Raw genomic sequence first — 24,963 nt, forward strand, 5'->3', positions numbered from 1 at the left:
GAATGTGGTAGATGAAAACGTGAAATCATTACGCAACTATTTTATTTTTTTTATTGCGGCAGTGGGCCCATTATTCATTAGCGCAACGGCACTGGCACAGGACGGCGGCAAAGGGTGGTTTGACACCTTTACCGATAATGTCTCCCAGACCTGGCATGAGCCTGAGCACTATGACCTCTATATTCCTGCCATTACCTGGCACGCGCGTTTTGCTTACGACAAGGACAAGACCGATGAGTACAACGAACGTCCGTGGGGGGCAGGGATCGGGCAATCCCGCTGGGATGAAAAAGGCAACTGGCACGGTCTTTACGTCATGGCCTTTAAGGATTCCTATAATAAATGGGAGCCGATCGCCGGTTACGGCTGGGAAGCCACCTGGCGTCCGCTGGCGGACGATAACTTCCACCTTGGGCTCGGCTATACGGCGGGCGTAACGGCGCGCGATAACTGGAAGTACATTCCTATTCCGCTGGTATTGCCGCTGGCGTCCATCGGTTATGGTCCTGCGACTTTCCAGATGACCTACATTCCTGGCACCTATAACAACGGTAACGTCTACTTCGCTTGGTTCCGCTTTCAGTTTTGAGTAAAAACGAGGTAATGGCCAGTGAGGGGGTTACCTCGTTTAAAAACAAGCAATAAGGGCGGCTGTACTAAAAAGTTAGCGACTTTTATCACTTTTTATCAAAGTTCGACTGGACAAAAGCCACCACAATTGATGTACTGGTACCCGACACGGTATTTGTGTCGTTTTTTCATGTAAAGGTAATTTTGATGTCTAAGATTAAAGGTAACGTTAAGTGGTTTAATGAATCCAAAGGATTCGGTTTCATTACTCCGGAAGATGGCAGCAAAGACGTGTTTGTACACTTCTCCGCTATCCAGAGCAACGGTTTCAAAACTCTGGCTGAAGGTCAGCGCGTAGAGTTCGAAATCACTGACGGTGCCAAAGGCCCTTCTGCCGCTAACGTAATCGCTCTGTAAGTTAGCAGTCAGACAGAATTGTAAAACCCGCCCTAAAGGCGGGTTTTTTTTATGCCTTTTTGCTACCAGCTAATCAGATAGCCGTAAAGAAACCAGCATACAATGGCAATACTGGCACCCACGGCAACCAGGCCGTTTAGCCGCGCTTTCATCGCTGTATTCCCTCAGGCATGGGATGAAGCGGCAGAAAACAGCCAGAAGGCAATGGCCGTCATCAGAAAAGAGCCCAGTAGATTAACCAGCACGTTCAGGGCTGCCCAACCCAGACGCCCTTCCTGTAGCAGAAATACCACTTCGGACGAAAAGGTTGAAAAAGTGGTCAGACCGCCACAAAAGCCGGTTGTAATCAGCAGCTTCCACATGGGATCGATCTGGGTCATACGGCTGAACCAGGCCAGCCCTGCACCAATAATAAAAGCTCCCACCAGGTTGGCTGTTAGGGTGCCGACAGGAATGGCGCTATGCACCGGATTCAACCGCATGCTCAGCATCCAGCGCAGCAGGCTGCCGATTCCCCCGCCGATAAATACGGCTAATGACATCTGTAACACACACACTTCCCGTAAATATGACTAAAGTAGTGAGAGTGTAGCGCCGTCAGGGGGCTAACGGGAAGTTTGCAATACAAAAACCGGGGGAGCGATGAAGGTAGCGGTTGGGCAATTTGCGGTAACACCAGACGTTGAAGCGAATCTGGCGGCCTGCTGTGGCTGGATGGCGCAGGCTGATGCACAGCAGGTGGATCTGCTGGTGTTGCCAGAGGCGGTACTGGCCCGTAGCGACAGCGATAGCAGTCTGGCGGTAAAGGCGGCGCAGCCGCTGGAAGGGCACTTTGTTAGCGGACTGCTGGCGGCAGGGCGGGGCTCATCGCTGACTACGGTACTGACCCTGCATGTGCCGACCGGGAATGGGCGTGCCGCGAATACGCTGGTGGCGCTGCGTAACGGTGAGATTGTGGCAAGCTACCAGAAACTCCATCTCTACGATGCCTTTAAGATACAGGAATCTCTGCAGGTGGATGCCGGTCAGAGCGTGGCGCCGCTCATTGAGGTGGCGGGCATGAAGGTGGGACTGCTGACCTGCTACGATCTACGCTTTCCCGAACTGGCGATGAGTCTGGCGCTGGCCGGAGCACAGGTGCTGGCGCTACCGGCGGCCTGGGTGCGCGGTGGCCATAAAGAGCGTCACTGGGAACTTCTGCTGGCTGCACGAGCGTTGGATACCACCTGTTACGTGGCGGCGGCAGATGAGTGTGGTGCCCGCAATATTGGGCTGAGTCGGGTCGTGGACCCGTTAGGGGTGACGCTGGCAGGTCTTGGCGAGCAGCCGGGCATGGTGTGCGCCAGCCTGAGCCAGGAACGGCTGGCGGAAGTGCGTGCCAGCCTGCCGGTCCTGGCTAACCGCCGCTTTGCTGCCCCCCGGTTGGTATAATTTTCGTCGTCTGGCTTGATTCACCCTGTTACAGATTGCTATTGTGTCGCGGCGAATAATGACCGTTAATAACCTCAGGTTTTTTTCGGTTAGTTTTGAATTAAGAAGGTAACTATGGGCGAGATTAGCATTACCAAGCTGCTGGTGGTCGGTGTACTGATCGTATTACTGTTTGGTACTAAGAAGTTACGCACCCTGGGCGGCGATCTCGGAGCGGCCATTAAGGGATTTAAGAAGGCCATGAATGACGATGAGAAGCCCGCTGCGAACAACGAAGCGTCGGCAGAGCGACTCTCTCATAAAGAGTAATTTCCGGGTCTTATACCGATAAAAAAACCGGCCATGCGGGCCGGTTTTTTATTATCAGGCAAAAAAGGTGTAACTAAAGGTTACAGCTGTTATTTCACCTCTTCGCCTTTGGCCTGCAGGTCGGCGTGATAAGAAGAGCGCACGAAGGGGCCACAGGCCGCATGGGTGAAGCCCATGGCCAGCGCTTCCGCTTTCATCTCTTCAAATTCGTCCGGGCTGACGTAGCGCTGCACCGGTAAGTGGTGGCGGCTCGGCTGCAGATACTGGCCCAGAGTCAGCATGGTGACCCCATGACTGCGCAGGTCGCGCATGACCTGGATAATCTCTTCGTTGGTTTCCCCCAGCCCGACCATCAGACCAGACTTGGTTGGCAGCTCCGGATGTGCCTCTTTAAAGCGCTCCAGCAGGCGCAGTGACCACGAGTAGTCGGCGCCCGGGCGAACCTGACGGTACAGACGCGGCACGTTCTCCAGGTTGTGGTTGAAGACGTCCGGCGGGGTGGCGTTCAGAATATCCAGCGCCCGATCCATACGACCGCGGAAGTCAGGAACCAGGGTTTCGATCTTGATGCTGGGGGTCTTTTCGCGGATGGCGCTGATGCAGTCGGCGAAGTGCTGGGCACCACCGTCGCGCAGATCGTCGCGATCCACCGAAGTGATGACCACATAGCGCAGCCCCATATCTGAAATGGTCTGAGCCAGTTTACGGGGTTCGTCGGCTTCGGGCGCGACCGGACGGCCATGGGCGACGTCACAGAATGGGCAGCGGCGGGTACAGATAGCCCCCAGGATCATAAAGGTGGCCGTACCGTGGTTGAAACACTCCGCCAGATTAGGGCATGAGGCTTCTTCACAGACGGAGTGCAGGCCGTTTTTGCGCATCGCCGCTTTAATACCCTGGATACGGGAGGAGTCGGCAGGCAGGCGGATCTTCATCCATTCCGGCTTTCTCAGCAGCTCCTGACGCTCGGTTGCTACGGTTTTCACCGGAATCAGGGCCATTTTATCGGCGTCGCGGTATTTGACTCCGCGCTCCATCACAATGGGTTTACTCATAGCGTGCGTATTCCAGTCCAGCAGTGGGTGATGGGACAAAAAGCTTCAAATTCAAGATGTAGACGTATTTATCAACTATTTTTGAATTTGTTTACCGGAGTATATCATTTATGAAACCTGGAAAGCAGTCGTGCCCCGCCGGAAAGCGCCAAAAAGATGTAAAAAATTTGTTATTTTGTGCGTTCTGACGGCGCCGGAATTAGTTCGCTAACCAGCGGTGCGGCGCGTTATCCAGTAGCTTCATCATATTCTCTACCAGCCGCGGCGCCAGTTGCAATGGGGTGGCATCAGGCACCCATTGTGAAACCTGCGTCATCTCCATACCCGCATAGCCGCAGGGATTGATGCGTTGGAAAGGGGAGAGATCCATAGCGACATTGAGCGCCAGGCCGTGGAATGAACAGCCCTTGCGGATACGCAGACCCAGCGAGCAGATTTTACGCTGTTCCACATAGACCCCTGGCGCATCAGGACGGGCGTAGGCCTCAATACCCAGCTCAGCCAGAGTGATCACCACCGTCTGTTCCAGCACGGTGACCAGCTCGCGGACGCCCAGCTTGCGGCGCCGCAGGTTTAGCAGCACATAGACTACCTGTTGACCCGGTCCGTGATAGGTGACCTGACCGCCACGGTCGCTCTGTACCACTGGGATATCGCCAGGCGCCAGAATATGCTCGGCCTTACCTGCCTGGCCCTGCGTAAAGACCGGGGGATGTTCAACCAGCCAGATCTCGTCCGGATTCTGTTCGTCGCGGGTATCGGTGAATTCGTGCATCGCCTGAGAAACGGGTTCCCAGGGCTGTAGCCCAAGCTGGCGTATCAGTATGGTATCGGTATCTTGAGACAAAACAGCGTCTCCGGCTGATCAACGGTGCAGGGAGTATATCACAGCGGGAAAGTGGGGGAGGATGACCCGGCCCGGAGGAGCCGGGAAGCAGAATTACAGTACCATGCGAACGATTTCGATGTTGCCCAGCTCTTCGTACAGGGTCTCTACCTGATCGATATGCGTTGCGGTAATGGTGATGGAGACCGAGTGATAATTCCCTTTCGAACTGGGTTTTACCTGCGGGGTATAGTCGCCCGGGGCGTGGCGTTGCACCACCTCTACCACCTGATCAACCAGCTCCGGTTTCGCCAGACCCATCACTTTGTAGGTGAAAGGACAGGGGAATTCAAGTAGCTCGTTCAGTTTGGTTTTCATGGTTGCTCCAGCATAACAAAAGAATCACTCCCGCCAGGGGCGGGAGTGGTTGATACAGATAATATGGGGCCGTTCGCGGCAATATCAAGGGGCCGACGTTTAGCCGAACCAGCGATGGAACATCAGCTTAATATAGTCGATGATGCGGCTGAAGAAGTTGCCTTCGTCGATCTCTTTCAGCACCACCAGCGGGCGTTGCTCAATGGTTTTACCGTCCAGCTGGAAGTTGATGGTACCTACCACCTGGTTTTTATGCAGCGGAGCATTCAGCTCACCGCTGTTAAGCACATAGCTGGCCTTCAGATCTTTCATACGGCCGCGCGGAATGGTGAGATAGACATCTTTATCCACCCCGAGGGAGGCGCGATCGCTGTTACCGAACCAGGCGGGTTCAGAGGCGAACTCTTTACCGGCGCGCAGCGGGTTCACGGTTTCGAAGAAGCGGAAGCCCCAGGTCAGCAGCTTCTTGCTTTCGGACTCGCGGCCCTTAAAGGTACGACCGCCCATGACGGCTGAGATCAGGCGCATCTGGCCTTCGGTAGCGGAAGCGACCAGGTTGTAGCCTGCCTTGCTGGTGTGGCCTGTTTTGATGCCATCGACGTTGAGGTTTTTGTCCCACAGCAGGCCATTGCGGTTCATCTGGCGAATGCCGTTAAAGGTGAACTCTTTCTCTTTGTAGATGGAGTACTCATTAGGGACGTCACGAATCAGCGCCTGGCCTATTTTCGCCATATCGCGGGCCGAGCTGTACTGACCCTCAGCGTCCAGACCGTGCACGGTTTCAAAGTGGGTATTCTTCAGACCCAGCGCGCCCGCATAGTTATTCATCAGACTGACAAAGGCGTCCTGGCTACCGGCCACATAATCGGCCATCGCGACGCAGGCGTCGTTACCGGACTGCAGGTTGATACCGCGAATCAGCTGGGAAACCGGCACTTCCATCCCCGGTTTCAGGAACATCAGCGAAGAGCCCTTAAATACCGGATTGCCGGTGGCCCAGGCGTCTTTGCCAATGGTGACCTGATCGGACTCTTTAAATTTACCGGCCTTCATGGCCTGACCGATAACATAGCTGGTCATCATTTTGGTCAGACTGGCGGGATCCCGGCGGGCGTCGGCGTTGTGCTCGGCCAGAACTTTACCGGAATTGTAATCAATCAGGACCCAGGATTCGGCATCGATCTGCGGCGCCCCCGGAATCATGGTCTTGATATTGATATCTTCGGCCTGAGCAGCGGAAATGGTGGTCAGCGCAACGGTGGCGGCAATCGCCAGGCGCCGGGTAAAGCGAGTCGATAGAGATCTGGTCATGGTCTGAACTGGCAACATCCGTGATGGAATGAAAAAGTGGTTTACTATAACAAATGCCCTGGGGAGAGACACCCGACTTTGCGCAGGATTTATTACCGGTGTTTACATAAATTGACGCAAAATCGGATATCTGATGCCGTTACTGGGCGCTGGTCACAAAACTCTGGGGCTGTCCGGCGCTCAGCAGGCGCTGCTGAATCTCTACCGCTTCGCCACGGGTGGCGAATGGTCCTAACTGAATGCGCCATACTGGACCGTTCTGGGCCACGCGCCCCGGTACCGAATACTGCTGGCTGAGCTGCTGCTGCCACTGATTAGCGCGTGCGCCGTCGCTGACAGCCCCGACCTGGACCACATAGCTTCCGCTGGTTGAAGATGCGCCCTGGATTGAACCCGGCGCAGTTACCGGCGCGTTATGTTCCCCGGTGGCGGTCTGATAGTCGGGAGTGGCGGGCTGCTGCGCGCCCTGAGCGGCAGGTTGCGCGGTGTCTGGCTGCTGCTGGTCGACACCTGCAGGTTGAGCCATATTTTGCTGCTGCGGGGCCTGTCCGTTCACTTCGTTCTGCTGAGCGGCTGGCTGCGCGCCGCCGCCATTGCCGCTCAGGTCCGGACGGGCCGGCAGGGCATAGGTCTGGCGAGCGATAGTGGTACAGGCCGTACCCGGGCCGGAGAGCGTCCCGTCCTGGGCCACAATAATAGGATCGACGCGAACTTTGGTGTTGTTCGAGGTGTTCAGGCGGTCCGCCGCGGCCTGGGACAGCGTGATAATCCGCTCGTTGCTGTACGGGCCGCGATCGTTAATACGTACCACAATCATCCGCCCGTTAGCGAGGTTAGTGATACGCGCGTAGCCCGGAACTGGCAGCGTCGGATGCGCTGCGGTCAGCTGTCCCGTGTCCCAGGTTTCGCCGGTGGCGGTCGTACGGGCGCCGCTATTATCAATGGCCGCAAGGCCGGTCTGACTGAACTGGGAAGGATCCTGAACGATACGGTACTGCTTACCGTCGCGTTGATAATCCTGATTCGCCGTTGGGCTTAGCGCTTCCGGGCGCGGATCCACGCCGGTAATTTCAACATTCGGTCCGTTGCACACCGCCGGTTGAGGGGCGGTATTGGCCTGCTGGCTGTTGTTGTTATCGGTGCTACATGCTGCCAGTAATCCTGCCGCAACGCAGACTCCAATCCACTGTTTACGCATCCTCATACCCCTTACACACTCTTCGATAGCATTTTTCTGTGAGTATGGATCGACATAATAATGCCGAATCCAGCCATCAGGACGATCAGGGCCGACCCCCCGTAACTGACCAGCGGTAACGGCACCCCAACGACGGGTAAGATACCACTCACCATCCCGATATTCACAAAGACGTAGACAAATAAAATCAGCATCAGCCCCCCGGCGATGACCCGGCCAAAGGTGGTCTGCGCGTGGGCGGCAATCCACAGCCCGCGCATAATCAACAGCAGATAGAGTGTGAGCAGAATCAGCACGCCGACCATGCCCAGCTCTTCGGCCAGCACCGCGAAGATAAAGTCGGTGTGGCGTTCGGGCAGGAATTCCAGCTGCGACTGGGTACCATGCATCCACCCTTTACCGCGCAGGCCGCCGGAGCCGATGGCAATCTTGGACTGAATAATATGATAGCCCGCCCCCAGCGGATCGCTTTCTGGATCGAGTAGCATCATCACGCGCTGTCGCTGGTAGTCGTGCATCAGGAAGAACCAGAGTATCGGGATAAAAGCCGCCAGCAGCAGGATAGCAATACCGATCAGTCGCCAGCTTAGCCCGGCCAGGAACAGCACGAACAGACCAGAAGAGGCCACCAGAATGGAGGTACCCAGGTCAGGCTGAGCCGCCACCAGCAGGGTCGGCATAAAGATCAGCACCAGGGCGATACCGGTATTTTTCAGCGATGGCGGGCAGACATCGCGGTTGATAAAGCGCGCCACCATCAAGGGGACGGCAATCTTGGCCAGTTCCGAGGGCTGAAAGCGTATGATACCCAGGTCCAGCCAGCGCTGAGCCCCTTTAGAGATAGCACCAAAGGCGTCCACCGCCACCAGCAGGATGATAGTGATGATATAAAACCATGGCGCCCAGCCTTCGTAGACGCGCGGCGGCACCTGGGCCATCACGATCATTACGGTCAGGCCGATAAGAATCTGACCGATTTTGCGTTCGGTCATGCCGGGATCCTGGCCGCTGGCGCTCCAGATAATCAGGGCGCTGTAGAACAGCAGGGCCAGCACCGTCAGCAAAAAGGTGGGGTCGATATGGATTTTGTCCCACAGCGACCGCTTATTGGGGTTATCGGTCATGTTAGTGATCCTCCGCCGCCGTGACCGCCGGGTTTGCCACGGGCAGGTCGGTGTTGTTGTCCCCCAACATGATATGGTCGAGGATTTGTCGCATGATAGTACCCACCGCCGGACCGGCGCCGCCGTTTTCCAGAATCATGGCCACGGCCACCCGAGGTTTATCGTAGGGGGCGAAGGCGGTCATCAGCTTATGGTCGCGCAGTCGTTCGGCTATTTTGTGGGCGTTATAGGTTTCATTTGCCTTCAGGCCAAAGACCTGGGCAGTACCTGATTTGGCGGCTATTTTATAAGGCGCGCTCTGGAAATATTTGTGCGCGGTTCCGTTCGGGCGGTTAGCCACGCCGTACATACCGTCTTTGGCTATCTCCCAGAAACCGGAATGAATATCGCCCACCGGCGGCTCGTGCGGCTGCTGCCAGGGTTCCTTACGACCGTTGATCGTTGTGGACATCAGGAAGTGGGGCACTTTCACGATACCGTCGTTAATCAGGATCATTAGCGCTTTGTTCATCTGTACCGGCGTGGCGGTCCAGTAGCCCTGGCCGATACCTACGGGAATGGTGTCTCCCTGATACCAGGGCTTCTTGTAGCGCTTCATTTTCCATTCTCGGGTCGGCATATTGCCGGTACGTTCTTCTTTGATGTCGATACCGGTCGAGTGGCCGTAGCCAAATCGACTCATCCAGGAGGAGAGTCTGTCGATCCCCATATCATAGGCGACCTGGTAGAAGTAAGTATCCGCTGACTCCTCCAGGGCCTTGGTGACATTCAGATGGCCGTGGCCCCATTTTTTCCAGTCACGATAGCGTTTTTCCGAGCCAGGCAGTTGCCACCAGCCTGGGTCGAACAGGCTGGTATGACGTGTAATGACCCCAGCGCTGAGCGCCGAAACGGCGACATAGGGTTTTACCGTCGAGGCCGGCGGGTAGATCCCCTGGGTGGCACGGTTCACCAGCGGCGTGTTCTGATCCTGTAACAGCCCGGAATACTCTTTGCTGGAGATCCCGTTGACGAACATATTGGCGTCGTAGCTGGGGGTAGAAATCAGCGCCAGAATACCGCCGCTGCGCGGGTCGGTAACCACTACCGCCGCGCGGCTTCCTGCCAGAAGCGTTTCGATATACTGCTGGAGTTTAAGGTCGATAGTGAGCTGAATATCGTGACCGGCCAGCGGCGGGACTTCTTTAAGCTGGCGAATCACCCGACCGCGGTTGTTAACTTCAACCTCTTCGTAGCCGGTCTGACCGTGCAGTACATCTTCGTAGGAACGCTCAATACCCAGCTTGCCGATATCATGGGTGTTGGCGTAATTAGCAAGCTTGCCCTCTTTTTCAAGGCGGGCCACGTCCCGGTCATTAATTTTCGACACATAGCCGATAACGTGGGTGAGCGCTGAACCATAAGGATAGTAGCGTCGCTTATAGCCTTTAACCTCAACGCCGGGGAAACGATACTGATTGACCGAAAAACGCGCCACCTGAACTTCGTCCAGGTTGATCTTCAGCGGTATTGAAGTGAAACGGTGTGAACGCAGACGTTCTTTCTTAAATGCAGCGATATCTTCATCAGTCAGATCGACGATGGGACGCAGGGCGTCCAGCGTCGCCTGCACATTGTCTACTTTTTCCGGCATCATCTCCAGTTGGTAGATGGTGCGGTTTACCGCCAGCGGAATGCCGTTACGGTCATAAATGACGCCGCGGGTGGGGGGAATGGGGACCAGCTTGATTCGGTTCTCGTTGGAGCGAGTCTGATAGACGTTAAAGCCACGGATCTGCAGATTATAGAGGTTGGCGATAAGGACGCCGGTCAGCAGCAGAATACCCAAAAAGGCGATAAGCGCCCGGCGCACGAAAAGCGCGGACTCGGCCGAGTAGTCACGAAAAGAGTTCTTCTGTAATTTCATCCGCTGCGTAATCTGCCTGGTAAACCTTTACTCTCGGTGATAGGGGTGGTTGGCGGTAATGCTCCACGCGCGATACAGGCTCTCGGCCACCAGTACCCGCACCAGAGGGTGGGGTAGGGTCAGGGGCGAGAGCGACCAGCTTTGTTCCGCTGCGGCCTTGCAGGCCGGGGCCAGACCTTCGGGGCCGCCGATCAGCAGGCTGACGTCGCGGCCATCCTGTTTCCAGCGTTCCAGTTCCCGGGCAAGTTTTGGCGTATCCCATGGCTTACCGGGAATATCGAGCGTGACGATACGATTCCCCTTACCGATGCTTTCGAGCATCAGTTCGCCTTCTTTATCCTGAATACGACGAATATCCGCGTTCTTTCCGCGTTTACCCGCCGGGATCTCCAGCAGCTCAAACGGTAAATCTTTAGGAAAGCGGCGCAGATATTCGTTAAAACCGGTTTGTACCCAATCGGGCATTTTGGTGCCAACGGCGACCAACTGTAACTTCACTCGTCAGCTCCAGAGCTTTTCAAGCTCGTACAGGCGACGGCTCTCTTCCTGCATAACGTGGACGATCACATCGCCCAGGTCGACCACCACCCAGTCAGCGGCATTTTCACCTTCAACGCCAAGCGGCATCAGTCCGGCTTCGCGAGAGGCCTGAACGACGTGATCGGCAATGGAGACCACGTGACGGTTGGAAGTACCGGTACAGATGATCATGCAGTCGGTGATACTGGATTTTCCCTGGACGTCCAGAGCAATAATATCCTGGCCTTTAAGATCGTCGATTTTGTCGATAACAAAATCCTGAAGTACTTTACCCTGCAAGTTTTTCCCCTTGAGTCAGCCGCAATCAACCCCGTCGTTTATCGTGCGCCGGGCGCGACGAATGCCTGCGTGGGCTATCATCCCATCGGCAGCGGGTGATTGCATCGCCATTTTTGTAAAACAATATCAAAGACGCCGCGATGGGCGCAGTATGGCTGCGGAGAATAACAGCCTGAGAGGCGGTGTCAATGGCCCCAGGCCGTTAGCGGTAGAGTCCCGCCTGGTTGATGTAGTCCAGCACCGGTGCGGGGATAAGCGTTTCGCAGTCGCGACGCGCGGCCAGGTGCTGACGAATCTCGGTGGCGGAGATGTCCCATAGCGGCGTATCGGCCATAAAAATGCGGCCTGCGGGAAGCTGGTGCAGTTCGTCGACACTGTGGGTCAGATGGCGGTTAAGCCAGGACTGGTGGCTGGCGTTCGGCATCTCCGGCGCATAGCCCGGGCGGCGGCACACCAGCAGATGGCACAGGTTCATCAGTGATTCATAACGATGCCAGCCGGGGAGCCCGAGCAGGGAGTCCTGACCGATAATAAAGGCCAGCGGCCGCTGAGGGCCCAGTTCGTCTCTTAATGCTTCCAGCGTTTCCACGGTCCAGGACGGCGTTGTGCGCTGTAGCTCGCGTTCATCAAGCCGGAACAGCGGGCGGTTGCGGATGGCGAGTTGCACCATATCGCGGCGTTGAGCGCTGCTTGCCTCGGGCTGAGGACGATGGGGCGGCACATTATTGGGCATAATGATGACCTGCTTTAGCCCGACTATCCCGGCAAGCGCCTCTACCGGTCGCAGATGACCGTAGTGGATAGGGTCGAAAGTACCGCCATATACCGCATACAAATCAGTCATGGATAAAAAGATCCGGCAACCGGTTATGACAAAGCAGCAGGGAAAGGCTTTCCAGCTCGGCCCATACGGACTGACCGAAATCCTGTTTGATGGTGAGCTCTATCTGGTTCAGCAGACGTACGGCCTGCCACAGCTGTTCCGCGCTGAGGCGATTAAGCGCCTCGCTAATCAGCGGCCGACGATTCTGCCAGACCCGCTGTTGATCGAATAGCGTACGCAGCGGGGTTTGGGCTGACTGACGTTTCAGGTTGACCAGTTGCAGCAGTTCGCGCTGTATCGAGCGCACCAGAATTACCGGCTCGCTCGCCTCCAGTCGTAGCTGCTGCAAAATATGCAGCGCCCGGGTGCTTTTTCCCGCCAGCAGGGCATCCACCCAGTGAAAGGGGGTAAAGTGGGCGGCATCGTTGACGGCCTGTTCTATACGAGGAAGCGTCAGTTTTCCGTCCGGCCACAGCAGCGACAGGCGCTCCAACGCCTGATTCAGCGCCAGCAGGTTGCCTTCATAGCAGTAACACAGTAACTGGATAGCCGCTTCATCAGGGCTAAGATTCATCTGCCGGGCCCGGCTGGCGACCCAGCGCGGTAGCTGGGCCTGTTCTGGGGTCTGGCAGTTGACCTGCACTGCGTTTTTGCTCAGGGCGTTATACCAGGCGGCATTTTCCTGAACGCGGGTCAGGCGGTTGCCGCGCACAATCAGCAGCAAATCGTCATGTAACAGCCCTGTCAGCTTTTCCAGATGTCCGGCGATGGCGGCATTGGGGCCGTTGTCCGGAAGCTGTAACAGCAGGGTCTGGCGGCTGGCGAACAGGCTCAGTTCCTGACTTAGCGCAAATAGCGCCTGCCAGTCGGTAGAGGCATCGATTGCCACGCTGTGATGTTCGGTAAAGTCATGCTCCACGGCGACATGGCGCACCGCGTCCTGACTCTCCTGAAGCAGTAGGGGGTCGTTTCCCAGTAGCAGATAAGCCGCGCGCAGCCCTTCATTGAGCTGCGCGCGGAGCTGTTCCGGCCAGAGTTTTAACATCAGTTACCGGCAGGAATCAGGGTGCTGGAGACGCGTTCGCCGTTGCTGCTGTTCTCTGTGGCGTCAGCGGCTTCATCGGGTTTGGCAGTCTCCTGGGCCTCTTCGGTTCGTTGTACGTCGGCGACGTGTACCGAAACCAGCTTACGTACCAGCTGTTCCGCGGCACGATCGTACATCTCTTTGATAATCATCTCCTGTTCGGCATCCTTGGCCAGTGCGGCCTGCGGGTTGTCGAAGAAGGAGCGATAGACCTTGGTACTGATCGGGTAGATATCGTGACCCGGGATCAGCACGTGGGCACTTACCGTCATAATCATCTGGTATTCCGCGGTACGCCCGTCCTGGAAGACGGATGCGGTATCCTGACCGATGCTGGCGCCGCCCAGTCGCAGCGACGGGACATCCTGACGCAGCGGGTCCTTATCAACGATCTCAACGCCGTTCAGGCGCAACTGGTTGCGCACCGCACGGGTCAACGGTCCGTATGGATCGCTGGAATCGAGGATCAGGGTGTGTAGCTGATGCGGCACCTGGGTGGTGCTGCGCAGATGAAAACCACACCCGGCGGTGACCAGCACCGCCAGACTGACTAACAGAGTGAACAGATAGCGCACGCTTCCTCCTGCTGTGCTTAGCCAACCACCAGGTTCAGCAATTTGCCCGGTATGTAAATGACTTTGCGAATGGTGACGCCGGTAAGATACTTGGCCACCAGATGCTCCTGCCCCGCACGTTCACGCACCTGATCTTCGGTGGCGTCTGCCGGAACGGTAATTTTACCGCGAACTTTGCCGTTAACCTGCACCACGACCAGGCGAGTGTCTTCGACCATCGCTTTCTCATCAGCCTGCGGCCAGGGAGCGTTGTCGATATCGCCTTCGCCGCCAAGCTGTTGCCACAGAGTGAAGCAGACATGTGGGGTGAACGGATAGAGCATCCGCACCACGGCGATCAGCGCTTCGTGCATCAGTGCGCGATCCTGATCTTCTTGCTGCGGCGCTTTTGCCAGTTTGTTCATCAGCTCCATAATCGCTGCAATAGCGGTATTGAAGGTCTGACGGCGGCCGATATCGTCGGTCACTTTGGCGATGGTTTTGTGCAGATCGCGGCGCAGCGCCTTCTGATCTTCGTTCAGGGTTTCGACGTTAAGCGCCGGAGCAGCGCCTTTCTGCGCGTGCTCCCAGGCCAGTTTCCAGACGCGCTTCAGGAAGCGGTTAGCCCCTTCAACGCCGGATTCCTGCCATTCGAGGGTCATTTCCGCCGGGGCCGCGAACATCATAAACAGGCGCACGGTATCTGCGCCGTAGCGCTCTACCATGACCTGCGGGTCGATGCCGTTGTTCTTGGACTTGGACATCTTGCTCATACCGGCGTAGACCAGTTCATGGCCTTCAGCATCGGTGGCTTTAACAATACGCCCTTTTTCGTCGCGCTCGACAATGGCATCAACCGGCGAAACCCAGATACGCTCGCCGTTGTTGCCGGTGTACCAGAAGGCGTCTGCCAGCACCATGCCCTGACACAGCAGCTGTTTCGCAGGTTCGTTAGAGTTCACCATGCCTGCATCGCGCATCAGCTTGTGGAAGAAGCGGAAGTAGAGCAAGTGCATAATGGCGTGTTCGATACCGCCGACATAGATGTCGACCGGCAGCCAGTAGTTGGCGGCCTCGGAGTCCAGCATACCTTTGTCGTACTGCGGGCAGGTATAGCGCGCATAGTACCAGGAGGACTCCATAAAGGTGTCGAAGGTATCTGTTTCACGCAGCGCAGGCTGACCCTCAACGGTGGTCTTCGCCCAGTTGGGATCGGCTTTGATGGGGCTGGTGATGCCGTCCATGACCACATCTTCCGGCAGTACAACCGGCAGTTGTTCGTCCGGCGTCGGCATAACGGTGCCATCTTCCAGAGTGACCATTGGGATCGGCGCACCCCAGTAACGCTGGCGCGAAACGCCCCAGTCGCGCAGGCGGTAATTGACCTTACGCTCGCCCACGCCTTTCGCGGCCAGGGCATCGGCAATGGCGTTAAATCCGGCTTCGAAGGAGAGACCGTCGAACTCGCCTGAGTTGAACAGCACCCCTTTCTCGGTCATCGCCGCGGCGCTCAGATCCGGCGCGTTGCCATCCTTATCGAGAATCACCGCTTTGATCGGCAGGTTATATTTGGTGGCGAATTCCCAGTCGCGCTGATCGTGGCCGGGAACCGCCATTACGGCGCCGGTGCCATATTCCATCAGCACGAAGTTGGCAACCCACACCGGAACTGACTCACCGGTCAGCGGGTGGATGGCGTTAAAGCCAGTGGCGACGCCTTTCTTCTCCATGGTCGCCATTTCGGCTTCCGCCACTTTGGTGTTGCGGCATTCGTCGATAAAGGCGTTCAGATCCGGGTTGTTCAGCGCAGCCTGGGCCGCCAGCGGATGGCCCGCAGCTACCGCCAGGTAAGTGGCGCCCATAAAGGTGTCGGGGCGCGTGGTATAGACCGTCAGTTTCTGGTCGCTGTTCTCTACGTCAAAGGTGATCTCCACCCCTTCGGAACGACCGATCCAGTTGCGCTGCATGGTTTTAACGGTGTCCGGCCAGTGATCCAGCGTGTCCAGGTCGTTGAGCAGCTCTTCGGCGTAGTCGGTGATTTTAATGAACCACTGAGGAATCTCTTTGCGCTCGACTTTGGTGTCGCAGCGCCAGCAGCAGCCGTCGATGACCTGCTCGTTGGCCAGAACGGTTTGATCGTTCGGGCACCAGTTCACTGCGGAGGTTTTCTTGTACACCAGCCCTTTTTTATAGAGCTCGGTGAAGAATTTCTGCTCCCAGCGATAATATTCCGGCTTACAGGTCGCCAGTTCGCGGCTCCAGTCATAGCCAAAGCCCAGCATTTTCAGCTGGTTCTTCATGTAATCGATGTTGTCGTAGGTCCAGGGGGCCGGTGCGGTATTGTTTTTGACCGCGGCGCCTTCGGCAGGCAGACCAAATGCGTCCCAGCCAATAGGCTGCAGGACATTTTTGCCCAACATACGCTGATAGCGGGCGATAACGTCACCGATGGTGTAGTTACGGACATGGCCCATATGTAGTCGACCAGAAGGATAGGGAAGCATCGACAGGCAGTAATACTTCTCTTTGCTCTCGTCTTCTTTTACTTCAAAGGTGCGCTTCTCTTGCCAGAGGCGCTGGACATTTGACTCTATCTCTTCCGGGCGATATTGCTCTTGCATGGCAGCCTGTAATCCTGTGATGAATACACCGCTACATAAGGTAGCGTTAACTAAAGTTTTTGGGCAGGCGATAGCATAGCCTATCGCAAAGCGCTACAACAGTACTTAAGCGCCAGACGGCGGCAAATCCCGCAGTTCTCCGCTCCCTTACCGTAATTTACACGACCCGTGGTCTGGATAACACAGCACGGCGGAATTAGCGTCTATTATCAGGCAGTAGCTATAGTTAAGCGTAAGGGGCCGGGATGCCTGCGGCTCCATGATGTTACCGATTTTCGGAGGGAATGCGATGAACAAGGTGGCTCAGTACTACCGTGAACTGCTCTCCACGCTCAGCGAACGACTGCGTAACGGCGAGAGGGATATCGATGCGTTGGTTAGGGATGCGCATAAAAAAATTACCGAAGCGGGGGAACTGACCCGTAACGAAATCGATGAGATAACGCGTGCGGTACGCCGCGATCTGGAAGAGTTTGCCCTGAGCTATCAGGAGAGCCAGCAGGAAGAAGAGGAAAGCGTCTTCGCCCGGGTGATTAAAGAGAGCCTGTGGCAGGAGCTGGCGGATATCACCGATAAAACCCAACTGGAGTGGCGCGAAGTGTTTAAGGATCTGAGCCACCACGGCGTGTATCACAGCGGAGAGGTGGTTGGGTTAGGGAATCTGGTGTGCGAGAAATGCCATCACCGGCTGGCGTTTTATACACCGGAGGTGCTGCCGGTATGTCCGAAGTGCGGCCATAACCAGTTCCAGCGCCAGCCGTTTGAGCCGTAAGCGTGTTTCAGACGTAAAAAAGCCGACGGGTGAGGTCGGCTTTTTTAGCCCATCAGTGCAGAATCTTATCCAGAAAATCCCGGGCGCGTGGTGATTTGGGATTATCGAAGAAGGCATCCTTCGGCGCGTCTTCCACGATCTTTCCTTCATCCATAAAGATGACCCGATTCGCCACCTTACGGGCGAAGCCCATTTCGTGAGTGACCACCATCATGGTCATGCCTTCCTGGGCCAGCTCGACCATGACATCCAGCACTTCGTTGATCATCTCCGGATCCAGCGCCGATGTTGGTTCGTCGAACAGCATAGCGACAGGATCCATACACAGCGCCCGGGCGATAGCCACACGCTGCTGCTGGCCGCCGGAAAGCTGGGCCGGATATTTACTGGCATGCGCGGTGAGTCCTACCCGTTCCAGCAGTTTTTCGCCTTTCTGGCGGGCTTCCGCTTTCCCGCGTTTCAGGACTTTGACCTGGGCCAGGGTCAGGTTTTCGATAATGGTCAGATGGGGAAACAGCTCGAAATGTTGAAACACCATACCCACATGCGCGCGCAACTGAGCCAGATTGGTGCGCTTGCTGTTGACCTGGGTGCCGTTAACCACAATCTCGCCTTTCTGTACTGGCTCCAGGCCGTTCACGGTCTTAATCAGCGTGGATTTTCCGGAGCCGGAGGGGCCGCAGACCACCACCACTTCGCCCTTTTGAACGATCGTGGAGCAGTCGGTCAGAACCTGAAAGTGGCCATACCATTTAGAAACATTTTTCAGGGAAATCATGAAACGGTCCTTTTTTTCAGCCAGCTGACCAGCAGCGAGGCGCTAAGGCTAATAATAAAGTAGACACCGCCAGCGAACAGAATCATCTCCACCTGAGTACCGTCGCGTTCGCCGATGGTGGTGGCGGTGCGGAAGAAGTCCGCCAGGCTCAGGACATAAACCAGCGAGGTATCCTGGAACAGAACGATGCCCTGGGTCAGCAGCAGCGGCACCATGGCCCGAAAGGCCTGAGGCAGAATAATCAGTTGCATCGACTGCCAGTGAGTCATACCCAGCGCCAGCGCGGCATGGGACTGGCCGCGAGAGACGCTCTGGATCCCGGCGCGAATAATCTCCGAATAGTAGGCGGCTTCGAACAGAGAAAAGGCCACCATGGCGGAGATCAGTCGGATATCGGTCTGCGGAGAGAGCCCCAACACCCGCTGCAGGAAGCCGGGGACGATCAGATAGAACCAGAGCAGCACCATCACCAGCGGAATCGAACGGAAGACGTTAACGTAGCTACTGGCAAACCAGCTCAGGGGTTTAAAACTCGACAGACGCATGACCGCCAGCAGGGTGCCCCAGATGATACCGACAATAATGGCTATCACGGTGATCTTCAGAGTGATGACCATCCCGTTGAGCAGCCATGGCAGGGAGGGGCCAATAGAGCTCCAGTCAAATTCATACATGGCTTATTTCCCTCCCATATTGCCAGGCAAGCGCACTTTGCGCTCCAGCAGATGCATCACCAGCATAATCACGGCGTTGATCAGCACATAGGCAAGGGTGATGGCGGTAAACGACTCCCAGGCGTGGGCCGAATAGTCCAGCAGCTTACCGGCCTGAGACGCCATATCGGCCAGACCAATGGTCGAGGCGATAGCGGAATTTTTCACCAGGTTCATCATTTCCGAGGTCATGGGCGGAACAATGACCCGGTAGGCGTTGGGCAGAAGAACGTGGCGGTAGGCCTGGGGCAGCGTGAGCCCCATGGCCAGCGCGGCGTTTTTTTGTCCCCGAGGCAGGGACTGGATTGCGGCACGCACCTGTTCGCAGACGCGGGCGGCGGTAAACAGCCCCAGGCAGAGTACTGAGGAGATAAAAAACTGCTTGTCGGGATCGAGATCGGCCTTAAACCACATCCCGAGGTCCGGCGGCAGCAGTTCCGGCACCACCAGATACCAGGTAAAAAACTGTACGATAAGCGGGACGTTACGGAACAGTTCTACATAGCAGGTGCCGATGCCCGACAGCAGTCGGCTGGGCAGAGTACGTAGAATGCCGAAGAAAGATCCGACCAGGAAGGCGATAATCCACGAACAAATCGAAAGGGCCACGGTGACCTGGAAACCGCTCCAGATCCAGCCCAGATAGGTGGTGTTGCCGAACGGGGCGGACTGTAGAAAGATCCCCCAGTTCCAGTCTATAGACATAGTTAACTCCGAAGAAAGGGGGCAGCAGCGCTACCCCTAAGATTGATGAGAAGCCTGTTGTTTTCTCCCCGCCCGGGGAACGTCCGGGCGGGGCCTGTCTGTCCGGCTTCTGTCCTCGTCAATCATTGGGCGACGCAGCGCCGCCCTTATTATTCCCGCGATGCATGGGTTTTTTTAATCGAGAGCCTTGTCGTTGGGTGATTTAAACAGGGTCTGCATATCTTCGGAGAGATCGAAGTTCAGGTTAAGATTCTTGGGAGGAATAGGGTTTTTAAACCATTTGTCGAACCATTTCGCGGCCTCACCGGAAGTCTGTGCCTGAGCGATGGTATCGTCAACCAGCTGTTTAAATTCGGGATCTTCTTTACGCATCATGCAGCCGTAAGCTTCTTTTGACTGCGGGGTGCCGACAATTTCCCAGCTATCTGGTTTTTTGGCTTTCGCCCGCTCTCCGGCCAGTAGCGCGTCATCCATCATAAAGGCGTAAGCACGACCGCTTTCCAGCGTGCGGAAGGAGTCGCCGTGGTCTTTGGCGCTGATAATGCGCATATCCATCTTTTTGTCGTCGTTCAGCTTGTGTAACAGCACTTCCGAAGTGGTTCCCGATGTCACGACCACGCTTTTATCTTTCAGGTCGGCAAAATCTTTAATATCGCTGCCTTTTTTGGTTAATAACCGGGTGCCGACGATAAAGATGGTATCCGAGAAGGCGGCCTGCTTCTGACGTTCCAGATTATTGGTAGTGGAGCCGCATTCGAAATCGTAGGTGCCGTTTTGCAGCAGCGGTATCCGGTTCTGAGAGGTAATGGGAATCAGTTTGACCTGCAGGTCCGGCTTATTCAGTTTCTTTTTAATCGCTTCCACAATGGCGTTGGAGTAGTCCTGAGAGTAACCCACCACCTTTTGCTGGCCGTCGTAGTAAGAGAAGGGAACGGAGGATTCCCGGTGCCCCACCACGATAACGCCGTTCTTGTCGATTTTCGCCAGAGTGGCGCTTTCCGGGGCGGCCTGAGCCACCGAGGTTAACCCGGCACCCATTCCCACGATCATCATTGCTGCGGTCAGCTTACGTAATTGCATATCAACTCCTTTATTGGCTCGCCGGAATACTCGTTGTAAAGCATTGGCGTGAATACCAGTCGGTTGTGTGCTGTTTTTTTGGTTTTGTTGTGCGTGCTGCAAAATCAGGCGATTACTTTCTCGCCACTGCTTGTCAGTCTGGCCTAATGTAAAAAATTTGCTATCAAATCGTTTGGATTTTGCGAGATGCGCCGCACCATTCCGGGGCGATAAACCTGGGTTGCACACGACAGGTGCCTGTTGCGGTGCAACAGAACATCAGGCGCATCAGTCCAGGAGGATGCCCGGGCCAGACAACGTTATCTGTTGCAACTGCTGTGCCAGAAATGATGGAGCCCCCCTCCGGGCGGAGGGGGAAGGGGATTAACGGTGTTTACGAGCCAGAACGCTGGCCAGAGCGCCGGCTAACAGCGTCAGGATCCAGACCGGCCAGCCGCCGAAGCGGGCGTAAGGTGTCATGCCGCGGGTCGGAGTCACCTGGGTGGTCAGCACCTCGCGGGTAAACTGCGGGATCATTGACTGCACGTCGCCGTTGGGGGCAATCACTGCGGTAATTCCGTTATTGGTGCTGCGCAGCAGCGGGCGCGCCAGTTCCAGCGCGCGCATCCGCGCCATCTGGAAGTGCTGCCAGGGGCCGATGGAATGGCCGAACCAGGCATCGTTCGAAATGGTTAGCAGATAGTCGGTATCCGGGCGGAAGTTATCCCGGACCTGCTGGCCCAGAATGATTTCGTAGCAGATGGCCGCCGTCAGTTTCATGCCATGGGCGCTAAGCTGCGGCTGGTGGTAAGGACCACGACTGAATGAAGACATCGGCAGATCGAAGAACGGGGCCAGCGGGCGCAGAATCGACTCCAGCGGAACGAATTCGCCAAACGGGACAAGGTGGTTCTTGTTGTAACGATTGGTGCTGTCGTAACGGTAGGGATTGTCGGCCCCCATGGTGATGATGGTGTTGTAGGTGTCGTAGCGATTGTGGCCGTTAAGCCGGGCATCGACGATACCGGTAATCAGCGAGCTGTCATTCTGGCTCAGCAGGCCGTCCAGCTCTTTCAGGAAGCGCTGCTGGTTAATTTCCAGATCGGGCACTGCCGATTCGGGCCAGATTATCAACTGCGATTTACCCAGATGCGGACGAGTCTGTTCGAGGTAAATACGCAGGGTGTTCAGCAACTGATCTTCATTCCACTTCATAGACTGCGGAATATTGCCCTGCACCAGGCTTACGGTCAGGCGGCGATCGTTTTGGGGCTGATCCCACTGGATATAACGCAGCGGCCAGGGCAACGCCAGTAACAGCAGGGCTATCAACGCCGGACGCCATTGACGCTGCGCGATGGCGTAAGCAACCAGGCCGGCAATGGCCATTAGCAGGAAGTTAATGGCTTCTACGCCCAGTATTGGGGCAACGCCTTTTAGCGGCCCATCTATCTGGCTGTAGCCAAATTGCAGCCACGGGAAGCCGGTTAGCACCCAGCCGCGCAGGAATTCGGTGACCTGCCAGAGAGCCGGTGCGGCGATGGCCACGCGCCACCAGCTCGTTTTCGGCCACAGGCGATTCAGCAATCCAGCGAACAGGCCGGTATAAAGCGAGAGGTACGCCGCCAGCAAAACCACCAGCAGAACGTTAATCGGCCCGGGCATACCGCCAAACTGCGCGATGCTAACGTAGACCCAGTTAATACCGGTGCCGAACAGCCCCAGCCCCCAGCAAAAGCCGATGGCGGCGCTCTGTAACGGTCGGCGATTAAAGGTGAGCCCCTGAAGTGCCACCAGAGAGAGCAGGGCGGCGGGCCAGAAATCATAAGGAGAAAAGGCCAGCGTGCCGCTGGCCCCGAAAATCAGCGCCAGCAGCAGGCGTATGCGCTGGCGTTGCAACAGTGAGCTTAGCTCCATGCGATTACTCTTCTACTTTCGGCTCGGGGGAATCGTCCGGGATCCTGACGTGTACCTGAATAATCCGGCGGCTGTCCGCCATGGCGACTTTAAACTGATAACCATCAATCTCAATGGTTTCGCCACGGGCCGGAAGATGGCCGAAGGCCTGCATCACCAGACCGCCAATGGTATCGACCTCTTCATCGCTGAAGTGCGTACCGAAGGTTTCGTTAAAGTCTTCAATCGGCGCCAGAGCGCGTACCGTCCAGGTGTGGCGGCTGAGCTGACGGAAATCGATATCCTCTTCCTCGTCGTATTCGTCTTCGATCTCGCCGACGATAAGCTCCAGAATGTCTTCAATGGTTACCAGGCCGGAGACGCCGCCAAATTCATCGATAACGATGGCCATATGATAGCGCTGCTGGCGAAACTCCTTGAGCATGCGGTCGACCCGCTTGCTTTCCGGCACGACCACCGCCGGACGCAACACTTTCTCCATGCTAAATGGCTCGGCGTCGCTGCGCATAAAGGGCAGCAGATCCTTAGCCATCAGTATCCCTTCAATGTGATCCTTATCTTCGCTGATCACCGGGAAGCGGGAGTGGGCGGATTCGATAATGACATCGAGGCATTCGTCCAGACTCTGGTTACGCTTCAGGGTAATCATCTGTGAACGGGGAATCATGATGTCGCGGACCCGCTGGTCGGCGATATCCATCACCCCTTCGAGCATATCGCGGGTATCCTGGTCGATAAGCTCATTCTGTTCGGAATCACGGATTAGCGTGAGTAATTCATCGCGGTTTTTGGGCTCGCCGTGGAACAGCTGGCTCAGAATCAGAGAGAAGAAGCCCTTTTTACCGGATGTGTCACTACTGTGTGAATTGTCGTCGCTCATGGCGTATGGATTGGTTTCTCGTGTTAGTTAATGAGTTGCCGCATCGGTGATGCGGCATCATGGTTATTGCTATTCTTTCTCGGAAATGTACGGATCGCCGTAGCCGAGGGCAAGCATTATCTCTGTCTCCAGAGACTCCATCTCTTCGGCTTCATCATCTTCGATATGGTCGTAACCCAGCAGGTGCAGGCTGCCGTGCACCACCATATGGGCCCAGTGGGCCTCCCGGGTCACCGCCTGCTCCTGCGCTTCGCGTTCGACAACCTGGCGACAAATGACCAGATCGCCCAGCAGCGGCAGTTCGATACCGGGCGGCGCCTCGAAGGGGAATGAGAGCACGTTGGTCGATTTATCCTTACCGCGGTACGTCAGATTCAGCTCGTGGCTTTCCGCTTCGTCTACCAGCCTGACCGTAACTTCGGCTTCCGGCTGGGCGGGCAGGATGGCGGCATCAAGCCAGCGCTGGATCTGTTCTTCCGTGGGCAGTCCGGCGGTATCCTCACAGGCGATCTGGAGATCGAGAATGACCTGACTCATGAATTCTCCTGGGGACCGTGGGCTTCCTGAGCTTCGCGTTTGCGCTCGGCAGCGAGGGCGGCTTTACGCTTTTGTTCGGCTTCGTCCCAGGCCTCATAGGCATTGACGATACGGGCAACCACCGGGTGGCGAACCACATCTTCGCTGTGGAGGAAGTTGAAGCTTAACTCGTTGACGTCCGACAGTACCTCAACGGCATGGCGCAGGCCCGATTTGGCGTTACGCGGCAGGTCTATCTGGGTGACGTCACCGGTAATGACAGCTTTAGAGTTAAAGCCGATGCGGGTCAGGAACATTTTCATCTGTTCGATGGTGGTGTTCTGGCTCTCGTCAAGGATGATAAAGGCATCGTTCAGCGTACGTCCGCGCATATAGGCGAGGGGAGCAACTTCAATCACGTTACGCTCGATAAGCTTTTCGACCTTCTCGAAGCCCAGCATTTCAAACAGGGCGTCGTACAGCGGGCGCAGATAAGGGTCCACCTTCTGGCTTAGATCGCCAGGCAGGAAGCCCAACTTTTCGCCTGCTTCTACCGCCGGGCGGGTCAGCAGAATACGGCGGATTTCCTGGCGCTCCAGGGCATCCACTGCGGCTGCAACCGCCAGATAGGTTTTACCTGTACCGGCCGGGCCGATACCGAAGGTAATATCATGATCCAGAATATTGGCGATGTACTGCGCCTGGTTAGGGGTTCGCGGTTTAATCACGCCGCGTTTGGTCTTGATATTAACCGCCTTACCGTACTCCGGCACGCTTTCTGCGGCCTGTTCAAGTACCCGGAACTCTTTGATCGCAAGATGGATCTGTTCCGGATCGATATCCTGAATCTGGCCGCGCATGGGGGCCGTATCTACGTACAGATGGCGCAGAATGTCGGCGGCGGCATTGACGCACAGGGCGCGTCCGGTCAGTTTGAAGTGACTGTCGCGGCGGTTGATCTCAATGCCCAGCCGACGCTCCAGCTGTTTAATATTGTCATCAAAGGGGCCACACAGGCTCAGCAGACGGGCGTTGTCCGCCGGCTCCAGCGTGATTTCACGTGTTTCGATATTCAAGATTTTCCTCTTACGGAGCACAGGGCCGGTTAGGGTAAATAAATGCCTGACGTCAGGCTATACCGGAATTATTCACGGCGTAAACCCATGGCGCAAGCACCGAAAATGATATTTGGGTGAC

At 56.2% G+C, this 24,963-nt stretch carries 27 protein-coding genes; 5 read left to right on the plus strand and 22 right to left on the minus strand.

All coding sequences use genetic code 11. From position 1 onward, the window contains the following. The first annotated feature begins 52 nt into the window (after nt 1–52). Entirely contained in the window at nt 53–589 is a 537-nt protein-coding gene (pagP, locus tag SCU88_RS07450; protein WP_338324518.1) for a lipid IV(A) palmitoyltransferase PagP, read from the plus strand. Nucleotides 590–777: 188 nt separating this feature from the next. After that, on the plus strand, nt 778–987 hold the full coding sequence (gene cspE / locus SCU88_RS07455; RefSeq protein WP_038627478.1) for a transcription antiterminator/RNA stability regulator CspE: 210 nt from the start codon (nt 778–780) through the stop codon (nt 985–987). Between the two features lie 164 nt (nt 988–1,151). Here the strand turns inward: cspE and crcB are convergent, their stop codons facing one another. Beyond that, nucleotides 1,152–1,538 (minus strand): fluoride efflux transporter CrcB, encoded by a 387-nt coding sequence (gene crcB, locus SCU88_RS07460; RefSeq protein WP_138096390.1) that lies wholly within the window; start codon nt 1,536–1,538, stop codon nt 1,152–1,154. A gap of 91 nt (nt 1,539–1,629) precedes the next feature. On the opposite strand from crcB, the gene SCU88_RS07465 reads away from it, so the two are divergent. Then, complete coding sequence (locus tag SCU88_RS07465) at nt 1,630–2,418, plus strand: deaminated glutathione amidase (RefSeq protein WP_175339658.1); 789 nt, start codon at nt 1,630–1,632, stop codon at nt 2,416–2,418. Nucleotides 2,419–2,532: 114 nt separating this feature from the next. Then, nucleotides 2,533–2,727, plus strand: a complete 195-nt coding sequence (gene tatE / locus SCU88_RS07470; RefSeq protein WP_138096392.1) for a twin-arginine translocase subunit TatE — start codon at nt 2,533–2,535, stop codon at nt 2,725–2,727. 89 nt (nt 2,728–2,816) lie between these two features. On the opposite strand, the gene lipA is transcribed toward tatE, so the two are convergent. The 13 genes from lipA to leuS form a co-directional block, all read right to left on the minus strand. After that, entirely contained in the window at nt 2,817–3,782 is a 966-nt protein-coding gene (lipA, locus tag SCU88_RS07475; protein ID WP_138096393.1) for a lipoyl synthase, read from the minus strand. A gap of 199 nt (nt 3,783–3,981) precedes the next feature. After that, nucleotides 3,982–4,629 carry a lipoyl(octanoyl) transferase LipB gene (gene lipB, locus SCU88_RS07480; RefSeq protein WP_421804285.1) on the minus strand — a complete coding sequence of 216 codons (648 nt, stop codon included), beginning with the start codon at nt 4,627–4,629 and terminating at the stop codon, nt 3,982–3,984. 93 nt (nt 4,630–4,722) lie between these two features. Continuing rightward, nucleotides 4,723–4,986 carry a DUF493 family protein YbeD gene (gene ybeD / locus SCU88_RS07485; RefSeq protein ID WP_138096394.1) on the minus strand — a complete coding sequence of 88 codons (264 nt, stop codon included), beginning with the start codon at nt 4,984–4,986 and terminating at the stop codon, nt 4,723–4,725. 99 nt (nt 4,987–5,085) lie between these two features. Then, entirely contained in the window at nt 5,086–6,297 is a 1,212-nt protein-coding gene (dacA, locus tag SCU88_RS07490) for a D-alanyl-D-alanine carboxypeptidase DacA (protein ID WP_138096395.1), read from the minus strand. 139 nt (nt 6,298–6,436) lie between these two features. Further along, nucleotides 6,437–7,495: an endolytic peptidoglycan transglycosylase RlpA gene (gene rlpA, locus SCU88_RS07495; RefSeq protein ID WP_175339659.1), complete on the minus strand. Its 1,059-nt coding sequence runs from the start codon at nt 7,493–7,495 to the stop codon at nt 6,437–6,439. 11 nt (nt 7,496–7,506) lie between these two features. Continuing rightward, the gene (gene mrdB / locus SCU88_RS07500; RefSeq protein ID WP_138096397.1) at nt 7,507–8,619 is read right to left on the minus strand and encodes a peptidoglycan glycosyltransferase MrdB; all 1,113 of its coding nucleotides are present in this window, start codon (nt 8,617–8,619) and stop codon (nt 7,507–7,509) included. Nucleotide 8,620: 1 nt separating this feature from the next. Next, nucleotides 8,621–10,525, minus strand: coding sequence for a peptidoglycan DD-transpeptidase MrdA (gene mrdA / locus SCU88_RS07505; RefSeq protein WP_138096398.1), 1,905 nt, complete (start codon nt 10,523–10,525; stop codon nt 8,621–8,623). A 27-nt stretch (nt 10,526–10,552) separates the two neighbouring features. Beyond that, a complete protein-coding gene (gene rlmH, locus SCU88_RS07510; RefSeq protein WP_175339660.1) occupies nt 10,553–11,023 on the minus strand; it encodes a 23S rRNA (pseudouridine(1915)-N(3))-methyltransferase RlmH in 471 nt (156 codons plus the stop codon). Nucleotides 11,024–11,026: 3 nt separating this feature from the next. Continuing rightward, the gene (gene rsfS / locus SCU88_RS07515) at nt 11,027–11,344 is read right to left on the minus strand and encodes a ribosome silencing factor (protein WP_138096400.1); all 318 of its coding nucleotides are present in this window, start codon (nt 11,342–11,344) and stop codon (nt 11,027–11,029) included. A 202-nt stretch (nt 11,345–11,546) separates the two neighbouring features. Then, nucleotides 11,547–12,188: a nicotinate-nucleotide adenylyltransferase gene (nadD, locus tag SCU88_RS07520; RefSeq protein ID WP_175339661.1), complete on the minus strand. Its 642-nt coding sequence runs from the start codon at nt 12,186–12,188 to the stop codon at nt 11,547–11,549. Continuing rightward, nucleotides 12,181–13,212, minus strand: a complete 1,032-nt coding sequence (holA, locus tag SCU88_RS07525) for a DNA polymerase III subunit delta (protein WP_175339662.1) — start codon at nt 13,210–13,212, stop codon at nt 12,181–12,183. The genes nadD and holA overlap by 8 nt, the downstream gene beginning before the upstream one ends. Beyond that, on the minus strand, nt 13,212–13,826 hold the full coding sequence (gene lptE / locus SCU88_RS07530; RefSeq protein ID WP_138096403.1) for an LPS assembly lipoprotein LptE: 615 nt from the start codon (nt 13,824–13,826) through the stop codon (nt 13,212–13,214). Before lptE ends, holA begins: the two co-directional genes overlap by 1 nt. Before the next feature lie 17 nt (nt 13,827–13,843). Further along, nucleotides 13,844–16,426, minus strand: a complete 2,583-nt coding sequence (leuS, locus tag SCU88_RS07535) for a leucine--tRNA ligase (RefSeq protein ID WP_138096404.1) — start codon at nt 16,424–16,426, stop codon at nt 13,844–13,846. Between the two features lie 289 nt (nt 16,427–16,715). On the opposite strand from leuS, the gene SCU88_RS07540 reads away from it, so the two are divergent. Beyond that, on the plus strand, nt 16,716–17,198 hold the full coding sequence (locus SCU88_RS07540) for a zinc ribbon-containing protein (RefSeq protein WP_138099194.1): 483 nt from the start codon (nt 16,716–16,718) through the stop codon (nt 17,196–17,198). Nucleotides 17,199–17,250: 52 nt separating this feature from the next. Here SCU88_RS07540 and SCU88_RS07545 read toward each other — a convergent pair whose 3' ends face one another. The 8 genes from SCU88_RS07545 to SCU88_RS07580 form a co-directional block, all read right to left on the minus strand. Continuing rightward, the gene (locus SCU88_RS07545; protein WP_175339663.1) at nt 17,251–17,976 is read right to left on the minus strand and encodes an ATP-binding cassette domain-containing protein; all 726 of its coding nucleotides are present in this window, start codon (nt 17,974–17,976) and stop codon (nt 17,251–17,253) included. Then, nucleotides 17,973–18,650, minus strand: a complete 678-nt coding sequence (gltK, locus tag SCU88_RS07550) for a glutamate/aspartate ABC transporter permease GltK (protein WP_138096406.1) — start codon at nt 18,648–18,650, stop codon at nt 17,973–17,975. The genes SCU88_RS07545 and gltK overlap by 4 nt, the downstream gene beginning before the upstream one ends. A gap of 3 nt (nt 18,651–18,653) precedes the next feature. Then, on the minus strand, nt 18,654–19,394 hold the full coding sequence (locus tag SCU88_RS07555; protein WP_138096407.1) for an amino acid ABC transporter permease: 741 nt from the start codon (nt 19,392–19,394) through the stop codon (nt 18,654–18,656). 174 nt (nt 19,395–19,568) lie between these two features. Then, nucleotides 19,569–20,474 carry a glutamate/aspartate ABC transporter substrate-binding protein gene (locus tag SCU88_RS07560; RefSeq protein WP_175339664.1) on the minus strand — a complete coding sequence of 302 codons (906 nt, stop codon included), beginning with the start codon at nt 20,472–20,474 and terminating at the stop codon, nt 19,569–19,571. Nucleotides 20,475–20,837: 363 nt separating this feature from the next. Further along, nucleotides 20,838–22,370 (minus strand): apolipoprotein N-acyltransferase, encoded by a 1,533-nt coding sequence (lnt, locus tag SCU88_RS07565; RefSeq protein ID WP_175339665.1) that lies wholly within the window; start codon nt 22,368–22,370, stop codon nt 20,838–20,840. 4 nt (nt 22,371–22,374) lie between these two features. Further along, nucleotides 22,375–23,250, minus strand: a complete 876-nt coding sequence (gene corC / locus SCU88_RS07570) for a CNNM family magnesium/cobalt transport protein CorC (protein WP_138096410.1) — start codon at nt 23,248–23,250, stop codon at nt 22,375–22,377. A gap of 69 nt (nt 23,251–23,319) precedes the next feature. Then, nucleotides 23,320–23,787 carry an rRNA maturation RNase YbeY gene (gene ybeY / locus SCU88_RS07575; protein ID WP_175339666.1) on the minus strand — a complete coding sequence of 156 codons (468 nt, stop codon included), beginning with the start codon at nt 23,785–23,787 and terminating at the stop codon, nt 23,320–23,322. Beyond that, complete coding sequence (locus SCU88_RS07580; RefSeq protein WP_138096412.1) at nt 23,784–24,842, minus strand: PhoH family protein; 1,059 nt, start codon at nt 24,840–24,842, stop codon at nt 23,784–23,786. Before SCU88_RS07580 ends, ybeY begins: the two co-directional genes overlap by 4 nt. Nucleotides 24,843–24,963 lie beyond the last annotated feature (121 nt).

This window comes from Jejuibacter sp. L23 (assembly GCF_050815825.1).
Taxonomy (GTDB): Bacteria; Pseudomonadota; Gammaproteobacteria; order Enterobacterales; family Enterobacteriaceae; genus Jejubacter; species Jejubacter calystegiae.

Coding starts and splice junctions, on each gene's coding strand:
- cspE (WP_038627478.1), top strand. CDS start 778: ATGTCTAAGATTAAAGGTAACGTTAAGTGGTTTAATGAATCCAAAGGA.
- SCU88_RS07465 (WP_175339658.1), top strand. CDS start 1,630: ATGAAGGTAGCGGTTGGGCAATTTGCGGTAACACCAGACGTTGAAGCG.
- tatE (WP_138096392.1), top strand. CDS start 2,533: ATGGGCGAGATTAGCATTACCAAGCTGCTGGTGGTCGGTGTACTGATC.
- lipA (WP_138096393.1), bottom strand. CDS start 3,782: ATGAGTAAACCCATTGTGATGGAGCGCGGAGTCAAATACCGCGACGCC.
- ybeD (WP_138096394.1), bottom strand. CDS start 4,986: ATGAAAACCAAACTGAACGAGCTACTTGAATTCCCCTGTCCTTTCACC.
- dacA (WP_138096395.1), bottom strand. CDS start 6,297: ATGACCAGATCTCTATCGACTCGCTTTACCCGGCGCCTGGCGATTGCC.
- rlpA (WP_175339659.1), bottom strand. CDS start 7,495: ATGCGTAAACAGTGGATTGGAGTCTGCGTTGCGGCAGGATTACTGGCA.
- mrdB (WP_138096397.1), bottom strand. CDS start 8,619: ATGACCGATAACCCCAATAAGCGGTCGCTGTGGGACAAAATCCATATC.
- mrdA (WP_138096398.1), bottom strand. CDS start 10,525: ATGAAATTACAGAAGAACTCTTTTCGTGACTACTCGGCCGAGTCCGCG.
- nadD (WP_175339661.1), bottom strand. CDS start 12,188: ATGACTGATTTGTATGCGGTATATGGCGGTACTTTCGACCCTATCCAC.
- holA (WP_175339662.1), bottom strand. CDS start 13,212: ATGTTAAAACTCTGGCCGGAACAGCTCCGCGCGCAGCTCAATGAAGGG.
- leuS (WP_138096404.1), bottom strand. CDS start 16,426: ATGCAAGAGCAATATCGCCCGGAAGAGATAGAGTCAAATGTCCAGCGC.
- SCU88_RS07540 (WP_138099194.1), top strand. CDS start 16,716: ATGAACAAGGTGGCTCAGTACTACCGTGAACTGCTCTCCACGCTCAGC.
- SCU88_RS07545 (WP_175339663.1), bottom strand. CDS start 17,976: ATGATTTCCCTGAAAAATGTTTCTAAATGGTATGGCCACTTTCAGGTT.
- gltK (WP_138096406.1), bottom strand. CDS start 18,650: ATGTATGAATTTGACTGGAGCTCTATTGGCCCCTCCCTGCCATGGCTG.
- SCU88_RS07555 (WP_138096407.1), bottom strand. CDS start 19,394: ATGTCTATAGACTGGAACTGGGGGATCTTTCTACAGTCCGCCCCGTTC.
- SCU88_RS07560 (WP_175339664.1), bottom strand. CDS start 20,474: ATGCAATTACGTAAGCTGACCGCAGCAATGATGATCGTGGGAATGGGT.
- lnt (WP_175339665.1), bottom strand. CDS start 22,370: ATGGAGCTAAGCTCACTGTTGCAACGCCAGCGCATACGCCTGCTGCTG.
- corC (WP_138096410.1), bottom strand. CDS start 23,250: ATGAGCGACGACAATTCACACAGTAGTGACACATCCGGTAAAAAGGGC.
- ybeY (WP_175339666.1), bottom strand. CDS start 23,787: ATGAGTCAGGTCATTCTCGATCTCCAGATCGCCTGTGAGGATACCGCC.